The sequence below is a fragment of the Pseudomonas sp. RV120224-01b genome, from assembly GCF_003208145.1.
GTDB classification, from domain to species: Bacteria; Pseudomonadota; Gammaproteobacteria; order Pseudomonadales; family Pseudomonadaceae; genus Aquipseudomonas; species Aquipseudomonas monteilii.
Window position 1 is genome coordinate 112,401 of sequence record NZ_QKMQ01000015.1, and the last position, 21,603, is coordinate 134,003.

At 60.9% G+C, this 21,603-nt stretch carries 20 protein-coding genes and 2 pseudogenes; 11 read left to right on the top strand and 11 right to left on the bottom strand.

The genetic code is table 11. From position 1 onward, the window contains the following. Positions 1 to 2 precede the first annotated feature (2 nt). The 3 genes from N436_RS21140 to N436_RS21150 form a co-directional block, all read right to left on the bottom strand. Positions 3 to 923, bottom strand: a complete 921-nt coding sequence (locus tag N436_RS21140) for a LysR family transcriptional regulator (RefSeq protein WP_110741879.1) — start codon at positions 921 to 923, stop codon at positions 3 to 5. Positions 924 to 1,039: 116 nt separating this feature from the next. Further along, complete coding sequence (locus tag N436_RS21145; protein WP_105946751.1) at positions 1,040 to 1,762, bottom strand: hypothetical protein; 723 nt, start codon at positions 1,760 to 1,762, stop codon at positions 1,040 to 1,042. 77 nt (positions 1,763 to 1,839) lie between these two features. Continuing rightward, positions 1,840 to 2,142 carry a DUF3077 domain-containing protein gene (locus tag N436_RS21150; RefSeq protein ID WP_060497247.1) on the bottom strand — a complete coding sequence of 101 codons (303 nt, stop codon included), beginning with the start codon at positions 2,140 to 2,142 and terminating at the stop codon, positions 1,840 to 1,842. A 199-nt stretch (positions 2,143 to 2,341) separates the two neighbouring features. Between N436_RS21150 and N436_RS21155 the strand changes: the two genes are divergently transcribed. After that, positions 2,342 to 2,965 carry a glutathione S-transferase family protein gene (locus N436_RS21155; RefSeq protein WP_060497248.1) on the top strand — a complete coding sequence of 208 codons (624 nt, stop codon included), beginning with the start codon at positions 2,342 to 2,344 and terminating at the stop codon, positions 2,963 to 2,965. A gap of 52 nt (positions 2,966 to 3,017) precedes the next feature. Here the strand turns inward: N436_RS21155 and N436_RS21160 are convergent, their stop codons facing one another. Next, complete coding sequence (locus tag N436_RS21160; protein ID WP_105946750.1) at positions 3,018 to 4,187, bottom strand: MFS transporter; 1,170 nt, start codon at positions 4,185 to 4,187, stop codon at positions 3,018 to 3,020. A 94-nt stretch (positions 4,188 to 4,281) separates the two neighbouring features. On the opposite strand from N436_RS21160, the gene N436_RS21165 reads away from it, so the two are divergent. Then, the gene (locus N436_RS21165; RefSeq protein ID WP_105946749.1) at positions 4,282 to 5,193 is read left to right on the top strand and encodes a LysR family transcriptional regulator; all 912 of its coding nucleotides are present in this window, start codon (positions 4,282 to 4,284) and stop codon (positions 5,191 to 5,193) included. A 7-nt stretch (positions 5,194 to 5,200) separates the two neighbouring features. On the opposite strand, the gene N436_RS21170 is transcribed toward N436_RS21165, so the two are convergent. Then, entirely contained in the window at positions 5,201 to 5,686 is a 486-nt protein-coding gene (locus tag N436_RS21170; protein ID WP_105946748.1) for a hypothetical protein, read from the bottom strand. Between the two features lie 410 nt (positions 5,687 to 6,096). On the opposite strand from N436_RS21170, the gene N436_RS21175 reads away from it, so the two are divergent. Next, complete coding sequence (locus N436_RS21175; RefSeq protein ID WP_060497252.1) at positions 6,097 to 6,342, top strand: hypothetical protein; 246 nt, start codon at positions 6,097 to 6,099, stop codon at positions 6,340 to 6,342. Between the two features lie 58 nt (positions 6,343 to 6,400). After that, positions 6,401 to 7,408, top strand: coding sequence for a 5'-nucleotidase (locus tag N436_RS21180; protein ID WP_105946747.1), 1,008 nt, complete (start codon positions 6,401 to 6,403; stop codon positions 7,406 to 7,408). Positions 7,409 to 7,496: 88 nt separating this feature from the next. On the opposite strand, the gene N436_RS28615 is transcribed toward N436_RS21180, so the two are convergent. Next, entirely contained in the window at positions 7,497 to 7,661 is a 165-nt protein-coding gene (locus tag N436_RS28615) for a hypothetical protein (RefSeq protein WP_177410275.1), read from the bottom strand. Between the two features lie 209 nt (positions 7,662 to 7,870). Between N436_RS28615 and N436_RS21185 the strand changes: the two genes are divergently transcribed. Beyond that, positions 7,871 to 9,148: a bifunctional O-acetylhomoserine aminocarboxypropyltransferase/cysteine synthase gene (locus tag N436_RS21185; protein ID WP_110741880.1), complete on the top strand. Its 1,278-nt coding sequence runs from the start codon at positions 7,871 to 7,873 to the stop codon at positions 9,146 to 9,148. A gap of 64 nt (positions 9,149 to 9,212) precedes the next feature. Continuing rightward, the gene (locus tag N436_RS21190; RefSeq protein WP_105946745.1) at positions 9,213 to 9,977 is read left to right on the top strand and encodes a hypothetical protein; all 765 of its coding nucleotides are present in this window, start codon (positions 9,213 to 9,215) and stop codon (positions 9,975 to 9,977) included. 52 nt (positions 9,978 to 10,029) lie between these two features. On the opposite strand, the gene N436_RS21195 is transcribed toward N436_RS21190, so the two are convergent. Further along, positions 10,030 to 11,421 (bottom strand): amino acid permease, encoded by a 1,392-nt coding sequence (locus N436_RS21195; protein ID WP_105946744.1) that lies wholly within the window; start codon positions 11,419 to 11,421, stop codon positions 10,030 to 10,032. 80 nt (positions 11,422 to 11,501) lie between these two features. Continuing rightward, on the bottom strand, positions 11,502 to 12,326 hold the full coding sequence (locus N436_RS21200) for a phytanoyl-CoA dioxygenase family protein (protein ID WP_105946743.1): 825 nt from the start codon (positions 12,324 to 12,326) through the stop codon (positions 11,502 to 11,504). A gap of 139 nt (positions 12,327 to 12,465) precedes the next feature. On the opposite strand from N436_RS21200, the gene N436_RS21205 reads away from it, so the two are divergent. Continuing rightward, positions 12,466 to 13,389, top strand: coding sequence for a LysR family transcriptional regulator (locus tag N436_RS21205; protein WP_105946742.1), 924 nt, complete (start codon positions 12,466 to 12,468; stop codon positions 13,387 to 13,389). Here the strand turns inward: N436_RS21205 and glsB are convergent, their stop codons facing one another. Then, positions 13,390 to 14,298, bottom strand: coding sequence for a glutaminase B (gene glsB, locus N436_RS21210; protein WP_016711224.1), 909 nt, complete (start codon positions 14,296 to 14,298; stop codon positions 13,390 to 13,392). 212 nt (positions 14,299 to 14,510) lie between these two features. Between glsB and N436_RS21215 the strand changes: the two genes are divergently transcribed. Beyond that, the gene (locus N436_RS21215) at positions 14,511 to 15,548 is read left to right on the top strand and encodes a sensor domain-containing diguanylate cyclase (protein ID WP_110741881.1); all 1,038 of its coding nucleotides are present in this window, start codon (positions 14,511 to 14,513) and stop codon (positions 15,546 to 15,548) included. A 90-nt stretch (positions 15,549 to 15,638) separates the two neighbouring features. Here N436_RS21215 and N436_RS21220 read toward each other — a convergent pair whose 3' ends face one another. Next, complete coding sequence (locus N436_RS21220) at positions 15,639 to 16,508, bottom strand: DMT family transporter (RefSeq protein ID WP_105946740.1); 870 nt, start codon at positions 16,506 to 16,508, stop codon at positions 15,639 to 15,641. A 121-nt stretch (positions 16,509 to 16,629) separates the two neighbouring features. Here N436_RS21220 and N436_RS21225 point away from each other — a divergent pair, with 121 nt between their 5' ends. Continuing rightward, positions 16,630 to 18,012 carry a PLP-dependent aminotransferase family protein gene (locus N436_RS21225; RefSeq protein WP_110741882.1) on the top strand — a complete coding sequence of 461 codons (1,383 nt, stop codon included), beginning with the start codon at positions 16,630 to 16,632 and terminating at the stop codon, positions 18,010 to 18,012. A gap of 6 nt (positions 18,013 to 18,018) precedes the next feature. After that, positions 18,019 to 18,567 (top strand): annotated as a pseudogene (locus tag N436_RS21230) (FadR/GntR family transcriptional regulator); the annotation flags it as partial. Positions 18,568 to 19,128: 561 nt separating this feature from the next. Here the strand turns inward: N436_RS21230 and N436_RS21235 are convergent. Continuing rightward, positions 19,129 to 19,320: pseudogene (locus tag N436_RS21235) on the bottom strand (hypothetical protein); the annotation flags it as partial. A gap of 125 nt (positions 19,321 to 19,445) precedes the next feature. On the opposite strand from N436_RS21235, the gene N436_RS21240 reads away from it, so the two are divergent. After that, positions 19,446 to 21,494: a TonB-dependent receptor domain-containing protein gene (locus tag N436_RS21240; protein WP_110741883.1), complete on the top strand. Its 2,049-nt coding sequence runs from the start codon at positions 19,446 to 19,448 to the stop codon at positions 21,492 to 21,494. The last annotated feature ends 109 nt before the right edge of the window (positions 21,495 to 21,603 follow it).

Below are 21,603 nucleotides of genomic sequence, written 5' to 3' on the forward strand. Positions count from 1 at the left end.
CTTCAACCTGCCGCGAGCTCCTGCACCAGCAACCGCGCCGCCGGTGACAGCGGTGCGGCAACCCGGTGCACGATACCAAACGGTTCGCTCAAGGCCCGCAAGCGGACCGCCAGCGTTACCAGCAACCCGCGTTGCTCGGCAAAGGCCGCCACCGCACTGGGGATTACCGCCACCAGCGCAGGGTCATCCTCCAGCAGCATGAACGTGGCGAAGGTGGAGAAGGTTTCCAACGGATACCGCGGTACCTCCACCCCTGCCTCGCTCAACTCACGCTCCAGCGCCTGGCGCATGGGCATGTTGGCCGGGTAGACCACCCAGCGGTACGGGCTCAGGTCGCTGATATTCAGTGCCCCCGCCCCGGCCAGCGGGTGCTGGGGGTGCGCGACCACCGTCAGCGGCTCATGGGCCATTTCGACAAAGGCATAGTCTGCCGCATTGCGGCCCAGGCCCGGCCGGCAAATAGCCAGGTCGAGGCGCCCCTCGTCCAGTTGGGCGAGCAGGTTGGCGCTGGTGTTCTCGGCGATTTCCACTGCCAGCAGCGGCTGTTTGCGGCGCAAGCGCCCCAACGCACTGACCAGTATCGGCATGGCCCCCATGATGCTGCCTACCGCAAGCCGCCCACCCTGACCCTGAACGATACCCAGCACCTCTTCACGCAAGTGCCCCACGTCGCTGTGGATCAACCGCGCATAACGTACGACGCAACGGCCTACATCGTTGGCCACCAAGCCACTGGGCAAACGCTGGAACAGCGGCACACCCAGCACTTCCTCCACCTCCTGCAAGGCCTTGGTGGCCCCAGGCTGGGAAATGGCCATGGCTTCGGCCGCCTTGTGCAGCGAACCGCAGCGGTCCAGCTCGATAAGCAGGCGCAACTGGCGCAGGCGCAGGCGAGAAAAAATGGAATCCAGGGTGGGGATCATCAGGCAGGCTCGGCATAGGTCTTGTAATGCCGAGCACTATAGAGCGTCATCAACGGGTGATTTTTGAGTTTGCGGCAAATAACCTTTGCCGCAAGAACATGCATCCAACAGGTAGGTTATGGCGTTGGGCGCCGTGCCAGGCAGGCATAGCCCAGGGCCAGCACGCTAAATGCCAACACCCCCAGCAACACCATCAGCTCACGGCTGTAGCGGGCCACCGTGGCAGGAAAACCGATGACCTGGTGGTACACCTGCACATTGGCTACACCGTCGGCGTGGCTGATGCTGACCCCGCCTTGGCGGATCTGCGAAAAGTCGGCGTCGAAATACACCCATACCTTGCATGTACCACCAGGCTCGATGGCCGGGATATCTACCTGCGCGGTGGCGTTTTCCAGCAGCGTGTCGTTACCGGCAGCATCGCGCACTTGCACCAGCCCTTTGGCTGGCAAGCGAATGCGCACCTGGCGTACCTGGGCGTCGCCACTGTTGAGCAACTCGATGAGCAACCCCGTACGGTGATCGACCAGCCCGGCCTCGAACGGTTTGGCGAACAGCTGGGCATACGGTGCCTGGGCCATTTCGATCAGCCGCTCGACCTGGTCATGGCTCAACTCGCCCTGGTCGATGCTGTTGATACGCCCCTGCAACTGCTCGTACTTGAGCTGCTCGCTGGCCTTGCTGATACGCTCGCTGAACTGGCTGGGGTAAGTGAGGTAGGCATAGGTCAGTGACGCCTCCAGGCGCGGGTTGCCCCTGAGCAGCGCGTAGGCGGCCAACAGGACCATCAGGCCAATCAGCACGGCGACGAGAAGCTTCCCCACCTTGTCCCAGCTCAATGCATGCTTCCTTCTGTGGTGATACGCGATTCAAACCGCCCAAGGTTGCCAAGTTCGTGGCCCCCAGGCAAGCCTGGCTAGGCGTCACCTTCGCCTTCGCGCGCCTGACGCATCTGCAGCAACTGGCCATCGATCAGTGCCTTGGCCATGCCTGCCAGATAGAACGTGGCTTGCATCATCGCCTTGCGGTCACCTGGCCTGTCGATGGCCTTGCGGGTGATTTCGGTGATGCAACCCATGATGCTGGAAGCTTCCATCAGTGCGGTGCGCAATGGCAGCTGAGGTTTCATTTGCACCAGTTCGGCATTGGCATTGCCAAACCGGCTTGCCGCGCTCACGACATTGAGCTTGCTGCTGTTTTGGGGCGTGTCGTTGTCCATGTCCATTCCTCGGGGTTACGAGCGTGCCGAGACTAGGGGGCTGCCGGCGCGACCACAATGGCCAATGGGGTGGAAAGGGTTACTTTCGGAAATGGCCTACAAGAACCCGGCTGAAGGGGCGCTCGGTCGCTGATCTGCCCCTTGACCAGCCCCTGGGCAGTGGCGGACGATCAACTCCCCCTCTACAAGGACGAATACCATGCTACGGATACTGGGCCGAGCCTCTTCCATCAACGTGCGGAAAGTCCTGTGGGCCTGTGCCGAGTTCGAAGTCGCATTCGAGCGTGAAGACTGGGGCTCGGGCTTCCAGCCTACCGACCGTGCCGAGTTCCTTGCGCTTAACCCCAACGCCATGATCCCGGTGATCCAGGATGGCGACTTTACGCTGTGGGAGTCCAACAGCATCATCCGCTACCTGGCCAACCGCTACGGTGCCACTGCGTTCTACCCGAGCGAGGCGCAGGCACGGGCCAGGATCGACCAGTGGATCGACTGGCAGGCCTCGGACCTGAACCGCTCCTGGAGCTATGCATTCATGTCGCTGGTCAGGCATTCGCCCGCCCACCAGGACCCACAGGCGCTTGCCGCCGGCTGCGCCGAGTGGTCGCGTTACATGCACATCCTTGACCGCCAGCTGGCCAGCACCGGTGCCTATGTGGCCGGCAGCCAGTTCACCCTGGCCGACATCCCTATCGGCCTGTCGGTCAACCGCTGGTTCGAAACACCGTTCGAGCACCCGCACTTGCCGGCCGTACGTGATTACTACGAACGCCTGAGCGAGCGCCCGGCCTATCACCTGCATGGTCGCAACGGCACGCCCTAACAGCCAAAAGGAAGACGCCGGGGCTGCGTGCAGCCCCGGCGATACAGGCTTGTTACGCCGCAACCTGGCCCGCCACCATCCGACCACGCCAGGCAAACAGCAGCACCATCACCAGCCCCAACGCCGCCATCGCCGCGCCTGCCAGGGCAATCGCCGGGTAACCCAACCCTGCATTGATCACCGCGCCACCGAGCGCCGCGCCAATCGCATTGCCCAGGTTGAACGCGCCGATGTTCACCGCCGACGCCAGGTTGGGCGCATCCTTGGCCGCTTCCATCACCCGCATCTGCAACGGCGGCACCAGGGCAAAGCTGGCGGCACCCCAGACCAGCACCGCCAAAGCCGTCGGCAGTGGCCAGGCCAGAACCAGCGGAAACACCAGCAGCACCGCAATCAGCACCGCCAACGACAGGATCAGGGTGCGATCGATCGAACGGTCCGCTGCCTTGCCACCCCACACATTGCCCAGGGTCAAGCCAACCCCGAACAGCACCAGCATGACTGTCACGAAGGTGGTAGACGCCGCCGCCTCATTCTGCAGGATTGGCGCGATGTAGGTGAACACGGTAAACATTGCACTGGAACCCACCACGGTCAGCAGCAAGGCCGCCAATACCGGCCCGCGGCCCAACACGCGGATTTCTGCCATGGCGCCGTCACCCTTCGGCAATGCGACATTGGGCAGCGCATACCAGAGCGTGGTCATCGCCACCAGGCCAAGCCCGGCAATACCCCAGAACGCTGTGCGCCAGCCCAGCATTTCACCAAACCAGGTCGCCAGCGGCACCCCGCCGATGGTGGCCAGGGTCAAGCCCATGAACATCGCCGCCACGGCGCCAGCGCGCTTCTCGGGCGGCACCACACTGGCCGCAACGATCGAGCCGATGCCGAAAAATGCGCCGTGGTTCAACGAAGTGACCACGCGGGCCACCAGCAGGCTGGCGTAGTCACTGGCCAGCGCCGACATCAGGTTGCCCAAGGTGAAAATAGCCATCAGCCCGATCAACAGGTATCGTCGCGGGATCTTCACCGTGGCCAGGGTCATCAGCGGCGCGCCAATCAGCACACCGATGGCATAGGCACTGACCAACAGCCCTGCAGCAGGAATGGAAACGCCAAGGTCGGTGGCGATACTGGGCAACATGCCCATGGGGGCGAACTCGGTGACACCGATGCCGAAGGCACCGATGGCGAGTGCAACCAGAGGTGGATTGATACGCATGGCAAGCTCCTTATCTATGCCGCAAATGCTACAAACTGTTTAAAAAACGCACTAGACTGCGTTTTTGCGAATCACCTTTGCCTGCGAGACACAAATGGACTTCAGTGGAAGATCCGGAGAGATGGAGATTTTTGCCAGGGTGGCGCAAGAAGGCAGCCTGTCCGCCGCTGCCCGGGCACTGGGCCTGACACCTTCTGCCGTCAGCCGCATCCTCGCCCGTACCGAACAGCGCCTGGGCACGCGCCTGCTGCTTCGCACAACCCGGGCGATCACCCTCACCCCCGAGGGTGAGGCCTACCTGCGCGGTGCGCGACGGGTGCTGGCCGACATGCTGGAACTGGAGGACGCCATCACCGACCAGGGCGTGCCACGCGGCCGCTTGCGGGTAAGCGCGGCGCTGGGCCATGGCCGCCTGACCGTGGTGCCGCTGCTGGCAGCGTTCAGCGCGCGTTATCCTCAAGTGCTGGTCGACCTGACCCTCAGCGACGAGGTTGCCGATATTCTCGGCGGCCAGACCGACGTGGCGCTGCGCTTCGGCCACCTGCCAGACAGCTCATTGAGTGCGCGTGCCATTGGCGAAACCGGCCAGGTAGTGGTCGCCTCGCCCGAGTACCTGCAACGCTGCGGTACCCCATTGGTGCCAGAGGACCTGGCCCGGCACAACTGCCTGCGCTTCAACTTTCGCCGCGCCGCACCCGACTGGCCGTTTCGTCGCAATGGCGAAGTGTTTTCACTGAAGGTGACCGGCAATATCGAATGCAGCAGCGGTGAAGCCCTGGCACAACTGGCCAGGCTGGGGGCCGGCATAGCGCGCATCGGCACCTTCACCGTGGTCGATGACCTGGCCAGCGGGCAGCTGGTACCGCTGCTGGAGGCGTACAACCCTGACGATCGCGAGCCGATTCATGCGGTGTTCGTTGGCGGCTCGGCGATGCCGGCGCGGGTGCGGGTGTTTGTGGACTTTCTGGTAGAGCAGCTGTCTGGCAGCCGGCGCACGCTCCTATAGCGGTGCATTAACCAAGCACGTGCAGCCCCAGCGTGAACACCGCCACGGCCAAGGCCACCAACGACACGGCATGACGCTCCAGATACGCTGGCCAACCGTGCGCTTGCTGGCTTTCGCACTCACACTGGCGTTCGGCCAGGCTGGCCAACCGCGCCTCCACGCTGTCGACGCGGTCTGCCTGGGTATTGGTCGCCAGTGCGAGCTTCTTCAGCGCCGTGGTCACCGTGCTCGACAGGCCCTCCCTGGCCAGGTTGCCTTCTGCCAGTTGTTGCTGGTGCTGTTCAAGGCGCTTGCGGATAGCCCCTTCCTTCTGCACCCGGGCCAGGGTACTTGCCACAAGCTTCTGGTTCAGTGCATCGATACTGGCCTGCAACGTGCCTTGCTCGGAGGCCGGCTGAGGCGAAGCATCTGCCTGAGGGGTGCTTTCGATCACCTTGTCCACCGTCGGCTCCGCGAGCGGGGTCAAAGTGCTGTGTTCGTGTGGCTGGTTCATCAATACCTATCCGGATACAGCGGCAATGGGCGGAAAGCTATCAAAATGGCATCACCGGATCCACTGATGCGTCGCGCAATTGAGTGATTGGTCAGCATCTGAGATGCCTGACCGGCTTGCTCACAGCCAAGTAAAGCCTTCCGCATATGTCAACTAACCAGCCATATTTGGGCAAAACCACCCTTCTTCTGCCAACAACAGGCCGATTGCAGGCAAAGCCTTGCCAGAACGGCGCTGCATCCGAAGCGTGATGTCAAATTGCCTTGATTTTGCGTGCTGCCGTACCCAGGCAAGCCCCGAGGAACCTGCACCATTCTTTTACCTGTACAGGTAACCAATATCGACATGTATTAATAATAGACATATCGTCTCGCTTACCGGCTTGTTGCCACGTCCCAAGGAAACGTTAAATGGAAGCGCTGGAAATCTCCCTGCTGTGTGTCTGCGGCATCACCCTGCTGCTTGTATGCCTGCAATCCGTCCGCCAAGGCGAGATGTGGAACCTGTTGCAGAGCGACCGTGAACTGGAGCAAACCGCCCGCCTCCACAAACAGGAGAACAGCACATTGCACGCGGCCCTGCGCGCAGAGCGCGAACATGTGAGCCAGTTGCAGTACCAGATTCAAGTGCTGCTCGGGCTGACCCCGGAAGCCTGAGGGCTTTACACACAGCGTACGCGTACACTTGCCCCAGGCCACTTGCAGGAGCAGCTTCATGCCTTATCCCATTGAACAGAAACTCGTCATCGGCGTTGCCTCGAGTGCGCTGTTCGACCTCACCGTCTCGGACGACATCTACAAGACCCAAGGGGTCGAGGCCTACCGCCAGCACCAGGAAGACAACCTGGACGAACCGTTTCCCAGGGGAGTGGCGTTCCCGTTCATTCGCCGCTTCCTGAGCATCAACCAGGCCTTCCCCGACCAATTGCCAGTGGAAGTGGTGCTGCTCTCACGCAACTCGCCGGCAACCGGCCTACGGGTGTTTCGCTCGATAAGCCACTACCAGCTGGACATTACCCGCGCGGCGTTCATGTCGGGCCGCTCGCCCTATGAATACATCCCGGCGTTCAATGCGTCGCTGTTCCTCAGTGCCAACGAAGAAGATGTGCAAAAGGCCATCGACGCCAACTACCCGGCCGGGCGGGTGCTGCCTACACGCATCTACGACGATGAAATAGACACAGAGCTGCGGGTGGCCTTCGACTTCGATGGCGTGATTGCCGACGATGAAGCAGAGAGCGTGTACAAGCGCAACGACAACCTGAACGACTTTCAGGAACATGAGCGCGTACACAAAGGCACCCCGCACTCGCCAGGGCCCTTGGCCGACTTGTACCGCAAACTTTCACTGATTCGCATGCTGGAGGATCGCAAGCTGGCAGAAGACCCAAACTACAAGCGGATTCTGCGCATTGCCATCGTCACGGCGCGCAACGCCCCCTCGCATGAGCGTGTGGTGACGACCTTGAAGGATTGGGGCGTGTCGCCGGATGAATGCTTCTTTCTAGGCGGGATGGAAAAGCCCAGGGTGCTGTCGATCCTCAAGCCGCATGTGTTCTTTGACGACCAGCGCTCTCACTTGCAATCGCCAGCCGGGAATCTGCCAATGGTGCATGTGCCATTCGGGGTCGCTAACAGGCACACGACACCGAAGCTTTCTCACACAATCACAGCACCTGCTGAAACCCTGCAAGCTGATCACTCAGCGCAAGATAGCCAGTGACCTGGACGGGGCCGGCGTGGTGAGTGCGCTCGCGCCGGGTGCACTGTTGCAGCCCGGCCGAGGCAGTGCGTTCCATCGCGGGGTCAGCTTAGCGTGGGCCGCCGCCCTGATGGCCACCAAAGCCACCGCCACCACCATGGCCACCACCGCCATGACCACCGCCACCACCCGGCGGCATGAACATCCAGCAACCCGACAACGCGGATACCAGCGCCGCAACCAGGGCTGCGCGGAAAAGGTGTTTCGACTTCATTGGAACGCTCCACAAGGCTAGATCTGCCACCCACCGTGGGCCGGTACGGCAGCGGGCGGATTCTAGAGCGGCGGTGTGATGGCCCGGGGAATCTTTGCCTATCTTTACAATCTGCCCAGGCCCAGTGAGCGCCGGCACGACGCCCTTGACCCACGCCCTCGCACCACCGCATGCTCGAACGCTTCCACCCACGCTCAAGGAACGATTGCATGAAGCTGGAAACCCTCGCCGTCCATGCGGGCTTCAGCCCCGACCCGACCACCCGGGCGGTGGCCGTACCCATTTACCAGACCACCTCCTTCGCCTTCGACGACACCCAGCACGGTGCCGACCTGTTCGACCTGAAGGTGGCCGGCAACATCTACTCGCGCATCATGAACCCCACCAACGACGTGCTGGAGCAGCGCATGGCCGCCCTCGAAGGCGGGGTTGGCGCGCTGGCGGTGGCCTCGGGCATGGCAGCCATCACCTACGCCATCCAGACGGTCGCCGAGGCCGGCGACAACATTGTCTCGGTGGCCAAGCTGTACGGTGGTACCTACAACCTGCTGGCCCATACCCTGCCACGCATGGGCATCCATACCCGCTTCGCCGCCCATGACGACATCGCGGCCCTCGAAGCGTTGATCGACGCACGCACCAAGGCGGTGTTCTGCGAGTCCATCGGCAACCCTGCCGGCAATATCGTCGATATCGCCGCACTGGCCGAAGCCGCCCACCGCCATGGTGTGCCACTGATCGTCGACAACACCGTGGCCACCCCGGTTCTGTGCCGACCGTTCGAGCATGGCGCGGACATCGTCGTGCATTCGCTGACCAAGTACATCGGCGGCCACGGCACCAGCATCGGCGGCATCGTCATCGACTCCGGCAAGTTCCCTTGGGCGGACAACAAGGAACGCTTCGCCCTGCTCAATACGCCCGACCCTTCCTACCACGGCGTCACCTATACCGAAGCCTTCGGCCCCGCCGCCTTCATCGGCCGCTGCCGCGTGGTGCCGTTGCGCAACACCGGCGCCGCGCTGTCGCCGTTCAACGCCTTCCTGATCCTGCAAGGCCTGGAAACCTTGGCCCTGCGCATGGAACGCCACACCGAAAACGCGCTGAAGGTCGCCCATTACCTGCAGGCTCACGAACAGGTGGCCTGGGTGAAGTACGCCGGGCTGCCCGACCACCCCGAGCATGAACTGGCCCAACGCTACACCGGTGGCAAGCCCGCTTCGATCTTGTCGTTTGGCATCAAGGGAGGCCAGGCGGCCGGTGCGCGCTTCATCGATGCGCTGCAACTGGTGGTGCGCCTGGTGAACATCGGCGACGCCAAGTCGCTGGCCTGCCACCCCGCCTCCACCACCCACCGCCAGCTCAACGATGAAGAGCTTGAAAAGGCCGGCGTGCCACGGGACATGGTGCGTTTGTCGATCGGCATCGAGCACAGCGACGACATCATCGCCGACCTGGCCCAGGCCCTGGAGGCCAGCCGCACCTGATTCATCCGCGCCCCACCCAATGCTGACGGCGGGCGCACCTTCACCGAGCCTGGACACCCCCGCAATGACCCTGTTCTACCTCAAGCTGATTGTCACGCCCCTGCTGATGTGGGCCATTTCCCTTGCCTCGCGGCGCTGGGGCGGCCTGCTGGGTGGGCTGCTGTCCGGCCTGCCGATCACCTCCGCGCTGGTGATGACCTTCCTGTGCCTGGAACAGGGCACGGCTTTCGCCTTGGGTGCATTGCCCGGCGCACTGGGCGGCCTGGCGGCAGTGCAAGCCACCTATATGTTTTACCTGTTGGCCACACGCAGGCTCGGCATCGCCCAGGCCGTGCCGCTGGCGTTGCTGTTTTACGGGCTGGCTGCCTATGCGTTTACGCACTGGGGCAACCTGTACCTGTCGATTGCCGTGGCGCTGGTGCTGATCGGCGTACTGATACGCGCCAGCGGTCAAGAGCCCAAACCCGATACCCTGGCCCGCCCCCGGCACCGGTACTGGGAGATCCCGCTGCGAATGGTATCTGCCACGTCCCTGCTGATGATCACCACTCGCCTGGCCAGCTGGCTGGGCCCGGCAACCAGCGGGATGCTGGCGCCGATTCCAGTGATTGCCTGGCCGCTGGTGGTGTTCGCCCATGTGCAGAATGGCCGGGCCGGCATGGCGGCCATGGTACGGGGCAATGCGATTGGGGCGGTGGGGGTGATTGCGTTTTACCTGGTGTTGGCCGCGTTGCTCGACACGTGGGGCGTTACCGTCGCCATCAGCCTGGCCATGCTCTGCGCCGTGGCGCTGACCGTTGGCCTGGCCACGGTATTGCGACGGCGCTGACAAGCCTGGGCGGGGTGGCTCAGCACTGCTCGGTCGAACGCCCCGCTCAGCATCACGTAACGGCTGACACCGGGCGCGGGCCACGCACGCCCCACAGCCAGTAGCCCAAGGAGAGAAGGACCAACCAGCCAACCCCGACATACATGGCTGTGCGGCTCGCCGGGAACCAACCGAGCACACCAAAAATGAACACCATGAAGGCAATCGCGCAAGCTGGCCCTACGGGCCACAGTGGCACCCGATAATCCAGTGCAGCAGCCTCCTCCTTGCTCATGCCACGCCGCATGGCCACCTGAGACAACAGGATCATCAACCAGACCCACACAATCGAGAACGTGACTACGGCAGCGAGTATCAGGAACAAGTCTTCCGGCACCAGGTAGTTCAGTACCACACCCAGCAGTAGCGCGACGCCCATCACCGCGACCGTCATCCACGGCACCCCAAACCGCGACAGTGAGGCGAAACCAGCGGGGGCCTGGCCGTTCTGCGCCATGCCGTACATCATGCGCCCGGCGCTGAAGATATCGCTATTGATTGCTGAAACAGCCGCTGAAATCACCACGATGTTCAACACGGTTGCCGCTGAGCTGATGCCAAGGCCACTGAAGATCTGAACGAACGGGCTACCGTGGCTGCCGATACTGGTCCATGGGTAAATGGCCATGAGTACGAACAGCGTAAGGATGTAGAACAACAGGATACGCAGCGGCACTGAATTGATGGCCTTTGGCAGCACACGCTTAGGGTCCCTCGCCTCACCTGCGGTGATGCCGATCATCTCGACCCCGCCAAAGGCGAACATCACCACGGTGAAGGAAGCAATCATCCCGCTGATGCCATTGGGGAAGAACCCGCCATGGCTCCATAAGTTGGAAACGCCGGCAACCGTGCCTGCCTCCTCATTCAACTGGATACCCATCAGCAGCACAGCCCCACCGGCCACAATCATGGCAACGATAGCGGTCACCTTCAGCAGCGACAGCCAGAACTCCATCTCCCCGAACACTTTCACACTGCACAGGTTAAGCGCCCCGATAAACAACACGATCCCGAGCACCCAGATCCACGCAGGTGTTTCAGGGAACCACAGCCCCATGTAAACACCAAACGCCGTCACGTCTGCCAGGCACACCACCAGCATCGAGAACGCATAGCTCCAGCCTGTCAGAAAGCCAAAGTAGCGCCCCAGGTATTGGCTGGCATAGTGGCCAAAAGACCCGGACACCGGGTTATGAACCGCCATTTCACCGAGGGCGCGCATCATCATGTAAATGGCTGCACCGCCGATTAGATAAGCAAGTAAAACCGAAGGCCCTGCCAGTTTTATTGCCGACGCCGAGCCATAAAACAGGCCCGTCCCGATAGCAGAGCCTAACGCCATGAAACGAATATGCCGGGTAGAGAGACCCCGCTTCAGCTGATGCGAAGATTGAGCGTTCATAGATACCTTCTTGCTTTTATTATCAGGTCCGCACAACGCTGATGCCGTGCGGTTTTATCAGGCACGCATTTCTACATTCATCAAGCCCGTGGCCACAGCACCGGGAACAGCTCATGGTCCATTTGGGCGCCGCTGGCCAGTTGCGTTTCAAGGCCGGGAAACGGTGGCGAGGTTTTCCACTGGCGCGGTGCGTGGGTGATGTCGTCACCCAGGAAGCGAACCGAGAAGGCACGACGCCGACGATTGCCCCCAACACCGCCGGAGGCGTGCAAGGTGAGCATGTGGAAGAACACGGCGTCGCCTGGGGAGAGGTCCCAGCCGAGGATATTCCAGGCGCTGCGATCGGCCTCTATATCCGGCAAATCCGCAAGGCTGCCTTCCGGGAACCACTGCGCCTGGCTGTCGAGGAAGCTGCGTGGCATCAGCCACGGCCCAAGGTGCGAGCCCCCCACGAATTCAAGGGTGGACGCTCTTGAGACCGGGTCGACCGGCATCCACATGCTGCAGTTCTGGCGCCCGTCGATGTTGTAATAGGGCTGGTCCTGATGCCAAGGCGTGCGCTGGCGCGTGTTCGGCTCTTTCACCAACAGGTGGTCGTGATAAAGCCGGGCTGTTTCGCTGCTCATCAGTTGTGCAGCCACACTGCCCACCCGGCTCTCGAAGATGAACTGGCGATAAGCCGCGATATCGCGCCAGTTGCAGAAGTCTTCGAAAAACCAACCCGGGTCGTCCGGGCGGCTGGCCACTTTGGCGCGCTCGCTTGGCGCTTTCAGGTTCTGTTCAATGCCGGCCTCCAGCAGTGCAACTTCTTCCGGCGTGAATAAATGACGTACGCAAACAGCACCATCACGCTGAAAAGCCTCGATGGTTTCATCACTGAGTTGAAATTCGGCGGACTGTTTCATAACGCACCCTTTGGTCTTTTTATTGGGCAACAGCACCACTGCCAGTGTTTTAAGTGGAACAAGCAAGGTGCACAGCGAGTATTGCTTTTTGGCACCAATAGGAAAAGAATATATTTCCTAATCCCGAGTATAGGAAAACATGATAGGTTTCTCGTTCAGGCAGCTTGAGTACTTCGTCGCCGTGGCCGAACACGGCAGCATCAGCGCTGCGGCGAGAGCCAGGCACGTTTCGCAGCCTTCGGTTTCGGTTGCGATTGCCCAGCTTGAAGAGGCGCTGAACGAGCGGCTTTTCCGGCGTCAGGTCAGTCGCGGGCTGGAGCTGACGTCTGCAGGCACGCGCTTGCTAGCCCAGGCACGCGATATCATCGGCATGGCCATCGCCATGAACCAGAATGCAGATACCCCCCAAGGCTCGCTTCGCGGCAACCTGTCGCTTATCTGCTTTCAAGACCTGGGCCCCTACTACGCGCCACGCCTGCTATCGAGCTTTCGCAAGCAGTATCCCGATGTCGAGGTCACCCTGTTCGAGACAGACCTGGCAGGCGTGCACCGCCACCTGAGCGCCGGTAAAGCCGAGCTCGCGCTGACGTACGACATAGGCCTTGATCCTTTGCTGCCGCGCCAGGTGCTGGCTGAGCTGAAACCTTACGCGCTCATCGCCACAGACCACCGCCTGGCCCACCTGGCTGCGATACCGCTGCATGAACTGGCGCAGGAATGCCTGATTCTTGAGGACATCGCTCAAACGCGTGAGTATTTCCTTTCACTGTTTTGGGCGCATAACCTGCAACCGCGTAGCCAGCAATACACCCAGACCTTTGAAATGCAGCGGGGCCTGGTCGCGCATGGCTACGGCGTTGCCCTGTCTTGCACCCGGCCCTCCGGGGACCACTGCTATGACGGCACACCGTTGTTATGCCGGCCCTTGCTGGAAGCGGTATCCCCGCAAAAAGTGGTGTTGGCCCAATCAGGCATGATGCACCCATCGCCGGTAGCGGAGACGTTCAAGGGTTGGGTTGCTAAGGCGATAGCAGGCTCCGCTACAGACAACCCCGCCCACTGATCAAAACACCGACCAGCCAATCCGCGAACTCAGCAACTCCAGCGCCGCCATCCCGGCGAGGGAGTTGCCTGCCGCATTCAACTCCGGCGACCACACGCACACCGTGAATTGCCCCGGCACGATCGCCACAATCCCGCCCCCCACGCCACTCTTGCCAGGCAACCCCACCCGATAGGCGAAGTTCCCTGCTTCGTCATACAGCCCGCTCGTGGCCATGATCGAGTTCACCTGTTGCGTCTGGCGTCGGGTCAGAATCTGCTCACCGCTGTGCTTGCAGAACCCATCGTTGGCCAGAAAACAGAACGCCCGGGCCAGATCCAGGCAGTTCATTTGCAGCGCGCAGTAGCTGAAATAACTGCGCAGCACAGCCTCCACCTCGTTATGGAAGTTGCCAAAGGACTGCATCAGGTAAGCCATGGCTGCGTTGCGCGCGCGGAATTGATATTCAGAATCCGCAACACGGGCATCGATAGAGATGTGGGGGTTGCCCGAGAGCCGTCGGACGAAATCGCGCATCGACAACGTGGGTGCTGCAAAGCGCGACTGGTTGATATCACAGATCACCAACGCACCCGCATTGATAAAGGGGTTGCGCGGGCGACCGCGCTCGAACTCCAGCTGCACCAGCGAGTTGAACGGCTGCCCCGAGGGCTCATGGCCAAGCCGCTCCCAAATGGCTTCACCCGAGTGTCCAATCGCCTGAACCAGGCTGAACACCTTGGAAATACTCTGCACCGAAAATGGCACCAGGGCGTCGCCCGCGCAGTGATAGCTGCCGTCATTGCCATAGACTGCGATGCCCAACTGGTTCGCCGGCACATCGGCCAGCGCGGGAATGTAATCCGCCACTTTGCCCTTGCCGATCAAGGGACGTACTTCTTCAAGAATCTCGTTCAACAGCGTTTGCATGGAAGGCCCTGTATCAGTCCCCAGACGACGGCTAAGGGGTAGCCTTCTTGACGAAGGTCGAGCGGAAGAAATCACACACTCGGCAAGAAATGCCGCTCTACCCGGCAGCCCATGGCTCGATGCCATAACCTATGCTGTGGTTGCCTCGACGGTATAGAGAACGTGCAACCGCCAGGTGCAGTGGCCGCTAACCAAGGAATGGAGGACCAACGATGCCAGCTTGCCCCATACCCGCTGACGAAGTGCTTCGCCAGCGCACACTCGATGACATGAACCTGGTCGATACACCCGCCGAGCACTACCTCGATACCTTGGTACGGCTCACCCAGGACCTGGCCCATGTGGACACCGTGCTTATCAGCCTCATCGACCAGGACCGGCAGTGGTTCAAGGCGCGGATAGGGCTTGAGGCAAGTGAGACGACGCGCAGTGTTTCCTTCTGCGGCTACGCCATTCTCGGCGACGATACCTTGATGATCCCCGATGCCATGTGCGATACGCGATTCGTCGACAATCCGCTCGTGCTCAACGCGCCCTATATCCGCTTTTACGCCGGCCACCCCTTGCGCGCCGGCAACGGCAAAGCCATCGGTACGCTGTGCATGTTCGACCCCCAGCCACGCGTGCTCAGCGAGGCCCAACAAGCGAACTTCAGGGACCTGGCCACGCTCGCCGAGGGGTATCTGCAACTGCGCACCCTGGCACAGGTGAACCGCGACCTGCGCCTTGAAATGGATCGCGAGCAGCGTAAAGCCCTGCTCGACCCTTTGACACAACTCTGGAACCGCGGCGCGTTGTCGGCGTTTGAAGCACATGAACGGCGCTTGGCCGAGGTGAATGGCCTACAGTTGGGGGCGGTTTATGCCGATTTGGATCATTTCAAAGCCATCAACGACAAGTACGGCCATGGCGGTGGTGACAAGGTGCTGTGCGAAACTGCCCGCCGCCTGCGCGCTGCACTGCGCCCCGATGACCTGCTCGTGCGCCATGGGGGTGAGGAGTTCGTCGCGATTTTGCAGGTCAAGGACAGCGAAGAACTGCAGCGGATTGCTGAGCGCATTCGGGAACAGGTGGGTGCCGGGGCGATGCAGTTGCCCAGTGGTCAATTGAAGGTAAGCCTGAGCATAGGGTGCACCCTGTTTGCCAAAGGTGAAACGCTGGATGATGCACTGGAGCGCGCCGACAAGGGGCTCTATACCGCCAAACAGAACGGGCGTGATCGGGTTGTTTATGTAGCGCCGCCTTGTTGAGACGAGCACGCTCCGGGCTGTGTGGCGGTATGCTCGCCCTGTTTGTACCGGGCAACGACCAAGGCGAGCGCCAGCCACCGCTGTACTCACTTATTGGGCGTACTTCCTGGCCCCGGCCACACAGATCACAGCCCCCAGCGTCACCACCAGCATCAACCAGCTGACCTGCTCGTGCAGCAGCAACGCCGCCAGCCCAAGCCCCATGAACGGCTGAAACAGTTGCAGTTGCCCGACTGCCGCAATGCCACCCTGAACCAGCCCCCGGTACCAGAACACAAAGCCAATCAGCATGCTGAACAGCGAAACGTAGCCAAAGCTGAACCACGCCGGCGCACTTACCTTGGCAAATGCATCAGGTGCCGGAAAATTAACGACCGTCAGCAGCAGCATGAACGGCAACGCCACCAGCAATGCCCAACTGATCACCTGCCACCCGCCCAATGTGCGCGACAGCCGTGCCCCTTCTGCATACCCCAGGCCACACACCACCACCGCTGCCGTCATCAGCAGGTCGCCCACCAACGACCCTTCGCCGCCATTCATCAACGCATAGCCCGCGACCAGCCCGGCCCCCATGAACGAGAACAGCCAGAACAACGGCCGAGGCCGCTCACCGCCCCGCAAAACGGCAAATCCAGCGGTGCACAGCGGCAGCAGCCCGACAAAAACAATGGAATGGGCAGAGGTGACATGCTGGAGCGCCAGTGCCGTCAGCAACGGGAACCCGATGACAACGCCCAGCGCTGTTACCGCCAATGACGCCAAGTCACCCCGCTTCGGCCGAGGCTGTCGCAGCACGATCAAAAACAGCGCACCCAACAAGGCGGCAATGGTGGCCCTGGCACAGGTCAGAAACGTCGGTTCAAAGTCCGCCACGGCCACGCGGGTTGCCGGCAACGAGCCCGCAAAAATTGCGACGCCTATGAAGCCGTTGACCCACCCGCTTGTTGTTCTTTCCATCATTCATTCCTCTATAAGCCAGGCGTCAGTACATCACTGACGGGCTCACCCAGGCCATGTACAATCCAATACAGTTCAACCGAACTGTTATGCATATTAATCCAGCACAGTTGAGGGCGCGATGAAACGCAGCGGCACGCGAATTCGAACGGTCATGGCCGAGATCCAGTCCAGGATCGCCTCTCGCACCTACACACCCGGCGCAAGAATCCCATCCGTCCGCGCCATGGCCCAGGCCATGCAGATGTCAGTTTCTACCGTGCTTGAGGCCTATGAAAGGTTAATGGCCGAGGGTGTACTCAGCTCTCGCCCCGGCTCCGGCTTTTACGTCGCAGGGCCAGTGGCGCCATTGGCACTGACCGAACTTGGCCCCAAGCTGGACCGTGTCGTCGACCCGCTGTGGATCTCGCGCCAATCGCTTGAAACCTCCCTCGATGCGTTGAAACCCGGTTGCGGGTGGCTACCGCCTTCCTGGATGTACGAAGCGGGTGTGCGTAAAGCGCTTCGCATGGTTGCCCGTTCTGACGCGTCAAAACTGACGGAGTACGCTTCACCGCTTGGCTATCCACCGCTCCGGCAGTTCTTGTCGCGACGGCTGGCAGGCATCGGGGTCGAAGCCCCACCTGAACAGATCATGCTCACCGAGTCCGGCACCCACGCCATCGACCTGATTTGCCGTTTTCTGCTGGAACCAGGCGACACGGTGCTGGTGGACGACCCCTGCTATTTCAACTTTCACGCACTGCTGAAAGCACACCGGGTGAACGTTGTGGGCGTGCCCTACACGCCGACCGGCCCGGACATCGATGCATTCAGCGCTGCCCTGCTCGCGCATGCGCCCCGGTTGTACATTACAAATTCCGGCATCCACAACCCGACCGGGGCCACCCTGTCGCCGGTCACGGCACACAGGCTGCTGAAGCTGGCCGACACCTCCAACCTGGTGATTGTCGAGGATGACATTTTCGGCGACTTCGAACATACGCCCGCGCCGCGCCTGTCTGCGTTCGACGGCCTCTCACGTGTCATCCAGATCGGCAGCTTTTCCAAAACCATCTCCGCTTCAATCCGCTGCGGCTACATCGCTGCGCGCGGTGAATGGATCGAGGGCCTGGTCGACCTCAAGATTGCGACCACCTTCGGCGGTGGGCGACTGGCGGCGGACATCATCCACCACGCGATTACCGATAGCGGGTACCGAAAGCACATGGAGAGCGTGCGCCTTCGGTTGGCCGAGCAAATGGACAAAACGGTAGCGAGGCTTCAGGCGATTGGTATCAAGCCCTGGATCATTCCCCAGGCTGGCCTGTACGCCTGGTGCCAGCTGACGCAAGGCAAGGATGCCGCAACGCTGGCCAGGGCTTGTTTGAATGAAGGCGTGGTGCTGGCGCCCGGGAATGCCTTTAGCCAGTCCATGACTGCGGGGGATTTTCTGCGGTTCAACGTTGCGCAGTCGGGGGACGCCAGAATCTTCGAAGTGTTGAAACGGGCACTGGCTGCTTAGTAGCGCCTCACGGCCAAGGGCCTGGTCGAAGCCCGCCCGCAGGTCGGCACCTTGGTGCGGCCCAGCCATGACTGGCACATGCTCGACCCCGACGTGCTGCACTGGCTGATGCAGGCCACCCCGCAAAAAGACTTCTTCAACACCTTGTCCAGCGTACGCTGGGTCATCGAACCCGCCGCCGCCGCACTGGCCGCCACCAACGCCACCGCCAAGGATGTAGAGTCGATCGGCGAGGCCTACCAGCGCATGGAAGCCGTGCGCACCCATGAGGAGCGCCTGCAACCCGACCTGGACTTCCACGCCCGCATCGCCGACGCCACCCACAACGACCTGCTGGCCTACCTGTGCAACAGGTTGTCGATGGCCCTGCGCGAATCGGTGCGCTATTCCAACCAGCGGCCGAACTTCGACCAGCTCGCCCTTCCCCTCCACAAGGCGATTCTTACGGCTATCCAGAACGGCGACGCGCTCGGGGCGCGGCATGCATCGCTGGTACAGCTTGAAGATGCACGCGTGGCGTTGAGCAAGGTGTTGGGGCAAGACCCGACTAGCTGAAGCAACGCCACTGATGGCTGGCGCGGGTTACCCGGTACAAGGGGCGGAACCCGGCATGGCTTAAAACGCGGTTTTCCGCATTTGCGATCAGCGTGACCACAACCAGAAGACTTTTCTTTCTCCTGTTTTTCACAAGGCGTCAGCGACAATCGCGCCATCCCTACGTGATAGACCTTGCCCGCTTCGGCGGGCTTTCTTTTGCCTGCGATTTCTCTTTCGGCATGCCGTGAATGGCCCGAATGAAGAAGCCAGTAATCCCCCTTCCCTACAGCTCACCTCTCAGACGCCCCGCCATGGAGCATGCTCTCGCCTGTGTGGGAGCGGCCTTGCGTCGCGAAAGGACCGCAAAACGGTCCCCTGTTTTCCAACCCCGTTCAGCAAAGCCAAACTCAAGAAAAAATCAGAATCTTTGGCAAAACTGAAGATTTTTACTGCCCAGTGAAGAAAATCTCTACGCCAGCGGGAAAAATCAAAGAAAAGCAGTGCGAGCAGCCATCAAACCACCGCGCCTAGCTCAACCAGAGAACCCCGAAAGGCACTTACCGCCTTCAATCCCATATATCAAGGCTTCATCAGCGGCTCGATGCCAATCCATTTTTTCACCGGGTGATAACACAGCTGCAGCGGCGGAACCTCTACCTTGCGCCCCTGCACCTGCAGGCTGCCCGGGTGAATGGTCCACTTGGAATCGGCGTTCAGCTTGTCCGCCTGGGAGATCACAGAAGCCGAGCCGTAGCGCTTGTTGTTGGTGAGCCACTGAGTAAATTTTTTGTCAGTTTTATGTAAATTATTTTACATAATTCATTTCAAATAGTTCTCATTTGCGTTAACGTCCCGCCTCGATTTTAACCCTACCGATCGACAAGGACTGTTACGCAATGCTGCCATGCCCTCCTTTCTCCCGCGCCCTGCTCACCGTTGGATTGCTTGCCGCGGCCGCTGCCCAAGCCGAGGAACCCCTCGAGCTCGAGCCGCTTCCCGCCACAGAACTGCAAGCCTCCTTCGTCACCGCCACAGGGGGCGGTACGGATGTACGAGATGCGCCGGCCAGTGTCAGTGTCATCACGCGTGAAGAGATCGAACGCCAGCCTGTCTACGACCTCAACACCCTCCTACGCCGCATCCCTGGCGTGACAGGCGGTTACGGCCCGGTAGGCGAGCAGTCGAAGATCAAGCTACGAGGCCTTGACGACAAATACACCTTGATCTTGGTGGACGGGAAACGCATCGGTAGCTCCGCCGACACTAATTACCGCCGTGATCTGGGTCGCCAGGACATCAACTGGATCTCGCCGAACATGATTGAGCGGATCGAAATCGTGCGCGGGCCGATGTCTTCGCTGTATGGCTCAGACGCCATGGGTGGCGTCATCAATATCATTACCCGCAAGGTGTCCCGTGAGTGGAGTGGGTCGCTCAACGTAAACACCACGATGCCGGAAGACTCCGACCGTGGGCAGACCAACCAGACCAGCGTCAACTTTTCTGGCCCTGTCACGAACGCCATCGGCCTGCGCCTGGGCGCCAATGTCACGCGACGCGCTGCCGACGAGGCCGCGCCTCGCCTCGACGCAACGGGTGACTTCGTTTACAACGACGGCGCTGGCGGCGCCAAAGACCACAGCGTCAACGCTTTGCTCAATTGGCAAATCAATGACAACCATGAGTTGTCCTTTGAGGCCATTCACGGCGTGGAGCGTTCGTGGTCGTCAAAGAAAACGTTCGGTGATTGGGGGGATACCGTAGGTGAAGCGTTCGGCGCCGGACGCCTGACGCGCGACAGTTTCGTCGTATCTCACCATGGCGACTGGGGCTTTGGAACCTCGCGTATCGACGCTTACTTGAATAAATTCGATAATGACATCGGCGAGGGCAAGGCCAACTCGGAAGAAAAAATTGTCGAGGGCAGCCTTAATATCCCGTTCGAACTGTTGGTCAACCAGCGCCTGACCGTGGGCGGCCAGTGGAAACGAGAACAGCTGACCAACACTGACACGCTGGGCACGGTGCCCGTGGATTACCAAGGTGCAGCAGTGGGAGGGTCGGAGCTTGAAGGTGACTATTCCGCGCTGTTCGTCGAGGATGAATTGTTCCTGCTCGATAACCTGTCGCTGACACTGGGCAATCGCTTCGACCACAGCGATGAATACGGCAACCACAATAGCCCACGCGCTTATGTGGTCTATCACCCTCATCCTGACTGGACAGTGCGCGGTGGGGTGTCGCGCGGGTTCCGGGCCCCCAGCTTGAAAGAAGGCAGTGCGGGCGCAGCGACCAACTCTGGCGGTCGCGGCTGTACCTCTCTACGCCCGCTTGGCTACGTGACCGGTAGTTGCTGGATGGCAGGCAACCCAAACCTGCGCCCGGAAATCAGTACCAACAAGGAAATCGGCGTTTCATTCGACCACGACGGCTGGGAGGCCAGCCTCACGTACTTCCATACCGACTTCAAGGACAAGATTGAATATGCCCCTCTGGGGTATTTCCAGGGCCGCTGGTGGACCATGCTGGAGAATGCGGACAAAGCCCGCACCCGCGGCTGGGAAGGCAGCACCAAGGTGCCGTTGTGGGAAAATGCCAGCTGGCGCACCAACGCAACCTACATGCTCGAAAGCCGCAACCTGTCGACCGGCAAGGATCTGATCAGTTCGCCGAAGCTCTCGTTGTTCAGTGCAATCGATTGGCAGATCAGCGAGCGGATCGGTACCGAGCTTTCGGCCCAGCATGTGGGCAAGCAACGCGGACTAGGCACAGATTTCGTCAAGTCGTACACCACCTATGATCTGACCGCAAACTGGGCGGCCACCAACTGGTTAACCCTGAACGCCGGCGTGCAGAACTTGCTGGATGAAGACCCACGTGATGACTCGACCAGCTTTTACGTGCCCGGTCGGGCGTATTTTGTCGGGGTAACCACCTACTTTTAAGTTGAGCGAACCGCAACTGCGCTCAGCTGGATGTACAGTTGAGCGCGCCTGAACGTGTTTGCTGGCATGCAGGATGGGTGGGCCGGGATTCCCAGCAAAACCAGAAAGG

Excerpts from the sequence above, each read along its gene's own strand:
- N436_RS21185 (WP_110741880.1), top strand. The coding sequence starts at position 7,871 with ATGAAGCTGGAAACCCTCGCCGTCCATGCGGGCTTCAGCCCCGACCCG.
- N436_RS21180 (WP_105946747.1), top strand. The coding sequence starts at position 6,401 with ATGCCTTATCCCATTGAACAGAAACTCGTCATCGGCGTTGCCTCGAGT.
- N436_RS21150 (WP_060497247.1), bottom strand. The coding sequence starts at position 2,142 with ATGGACAACGACACGCCCCAAAACAGCAGCAAGCTCAATGTCGTGAGC.
- N436_RS21175 (WP_060497252.1), top strand. The coding sequence starts at position 6,097 with ATGGAAGCGCTGGAAATCTCCCTGCTGTGTGTCTGCGGCATCACCCTG.
- glsB (WP_016711224.1), bottom strand. The coding sequence starts at position 14,298 with ATGCAAACGCTGTTGAACGAGATTCTTGAAGAAGTACGTCCCTTGATC.
- N436_RS21220 (WP_105946740.1), bottom strand. The coding sequence starts at position 16,508 with ATGGAAAGAACAACAAGCGGGTGGGTCAACGGCTTCATAGGCGTCGCA.
- N436_RS21200 (WP_105946743.1), bottom strand. The coding sequence starts at position 12,326 with ATGAAACAGTCCGCCGAATTTCAACTCAGTGATGAAACCATCGAGGCT.
- N436_RS21225 (WP_110741882.1), top strand. The coding sequence starts at position 16,630 with ATGAAACGCAGCGGCACGCGAATTCGAACGGTCATGGCCGAGATCCAG.
- N436_RS21205 (WP_105946742.1), top strand. The coding sequence starts at position 12,466 with ATGATAGGTTTCTCGTTCAGGCAGCTTGAGTACTTCGTCGCCGTGGCC.
- N436_RS21140 (WP_110741879.1), bottom strand. The coding sequence starts at position 923 with ATGATCCCCACCCTGGATTCCATTTTTTCTCGCCTGCGCCTGCGCCAG.
- N436_RS21160 (WP_105946750.1), bottom strand. The coding sequence starts at position 4,187 with ATGCGTATCAATCCACCTCTGGTTGCACTCGCCATCGGTGCCTTCGGC.
- N436_RS21170 (WP_105946748.1), bottom strand. The coding sequence starts at position 5,686 with ATGAACCAGCCACACGAACACAGCACTTTGACCCCGCTCGCGGAGCCG.
- N436_RS21155 (WP_060497248.1), top strand. The coding sequence starts at position 2,342 with ATGCTACGGATACTGGGCCGAGCCTCTTCCATCAACGTGCGGAAAGTC.
- N436_RS21190 (WP_105946745.1), top strand. The coding sequence starts at position 9,213 with ATGACCCTGTTCTACCTCAAGCTGATTGTCACGCCCCTGCTGATGTGG.
- N436_RS21215 (WP_110741881.1), top strand. The coding sequence starts at position 14,511 with ATGCCAGCTTGCCCCATACCCGCTGACGAAGTGCTTCGCCAGCGCACA.
- N436_RS28615 (WP_177410275.1), bottom strand. The coding sequence starts at position 7,661 with ATGAAGTCGAAACACCTTTTCCGCGCAGCCCTGGTTGCGGCGCTGGTA.
- N436_RS21195 (WP_105946744.1), bottom strand. The coding sequence starts at position 11,421 with ATGAACGCTCAATCTTCGCATCAGCTGAAGCGGGGTCTCTCTACCCGG.
- N436_RS21240 (WP_110741883.1), top strand. The coding sequence starts at position 19,446 with ATGCTGCCATGCCCTCCTTTCTCCCGCGCCCTGCTCACCGTTGGATTG.
- N436_RS21165 (WP_105946749.1), top strand. The coding sequence starts at position 4,282 with ATGGACTTCAGTGGAAGATCCGGAGAGATGGAGATTTTTGCCAGGGTG.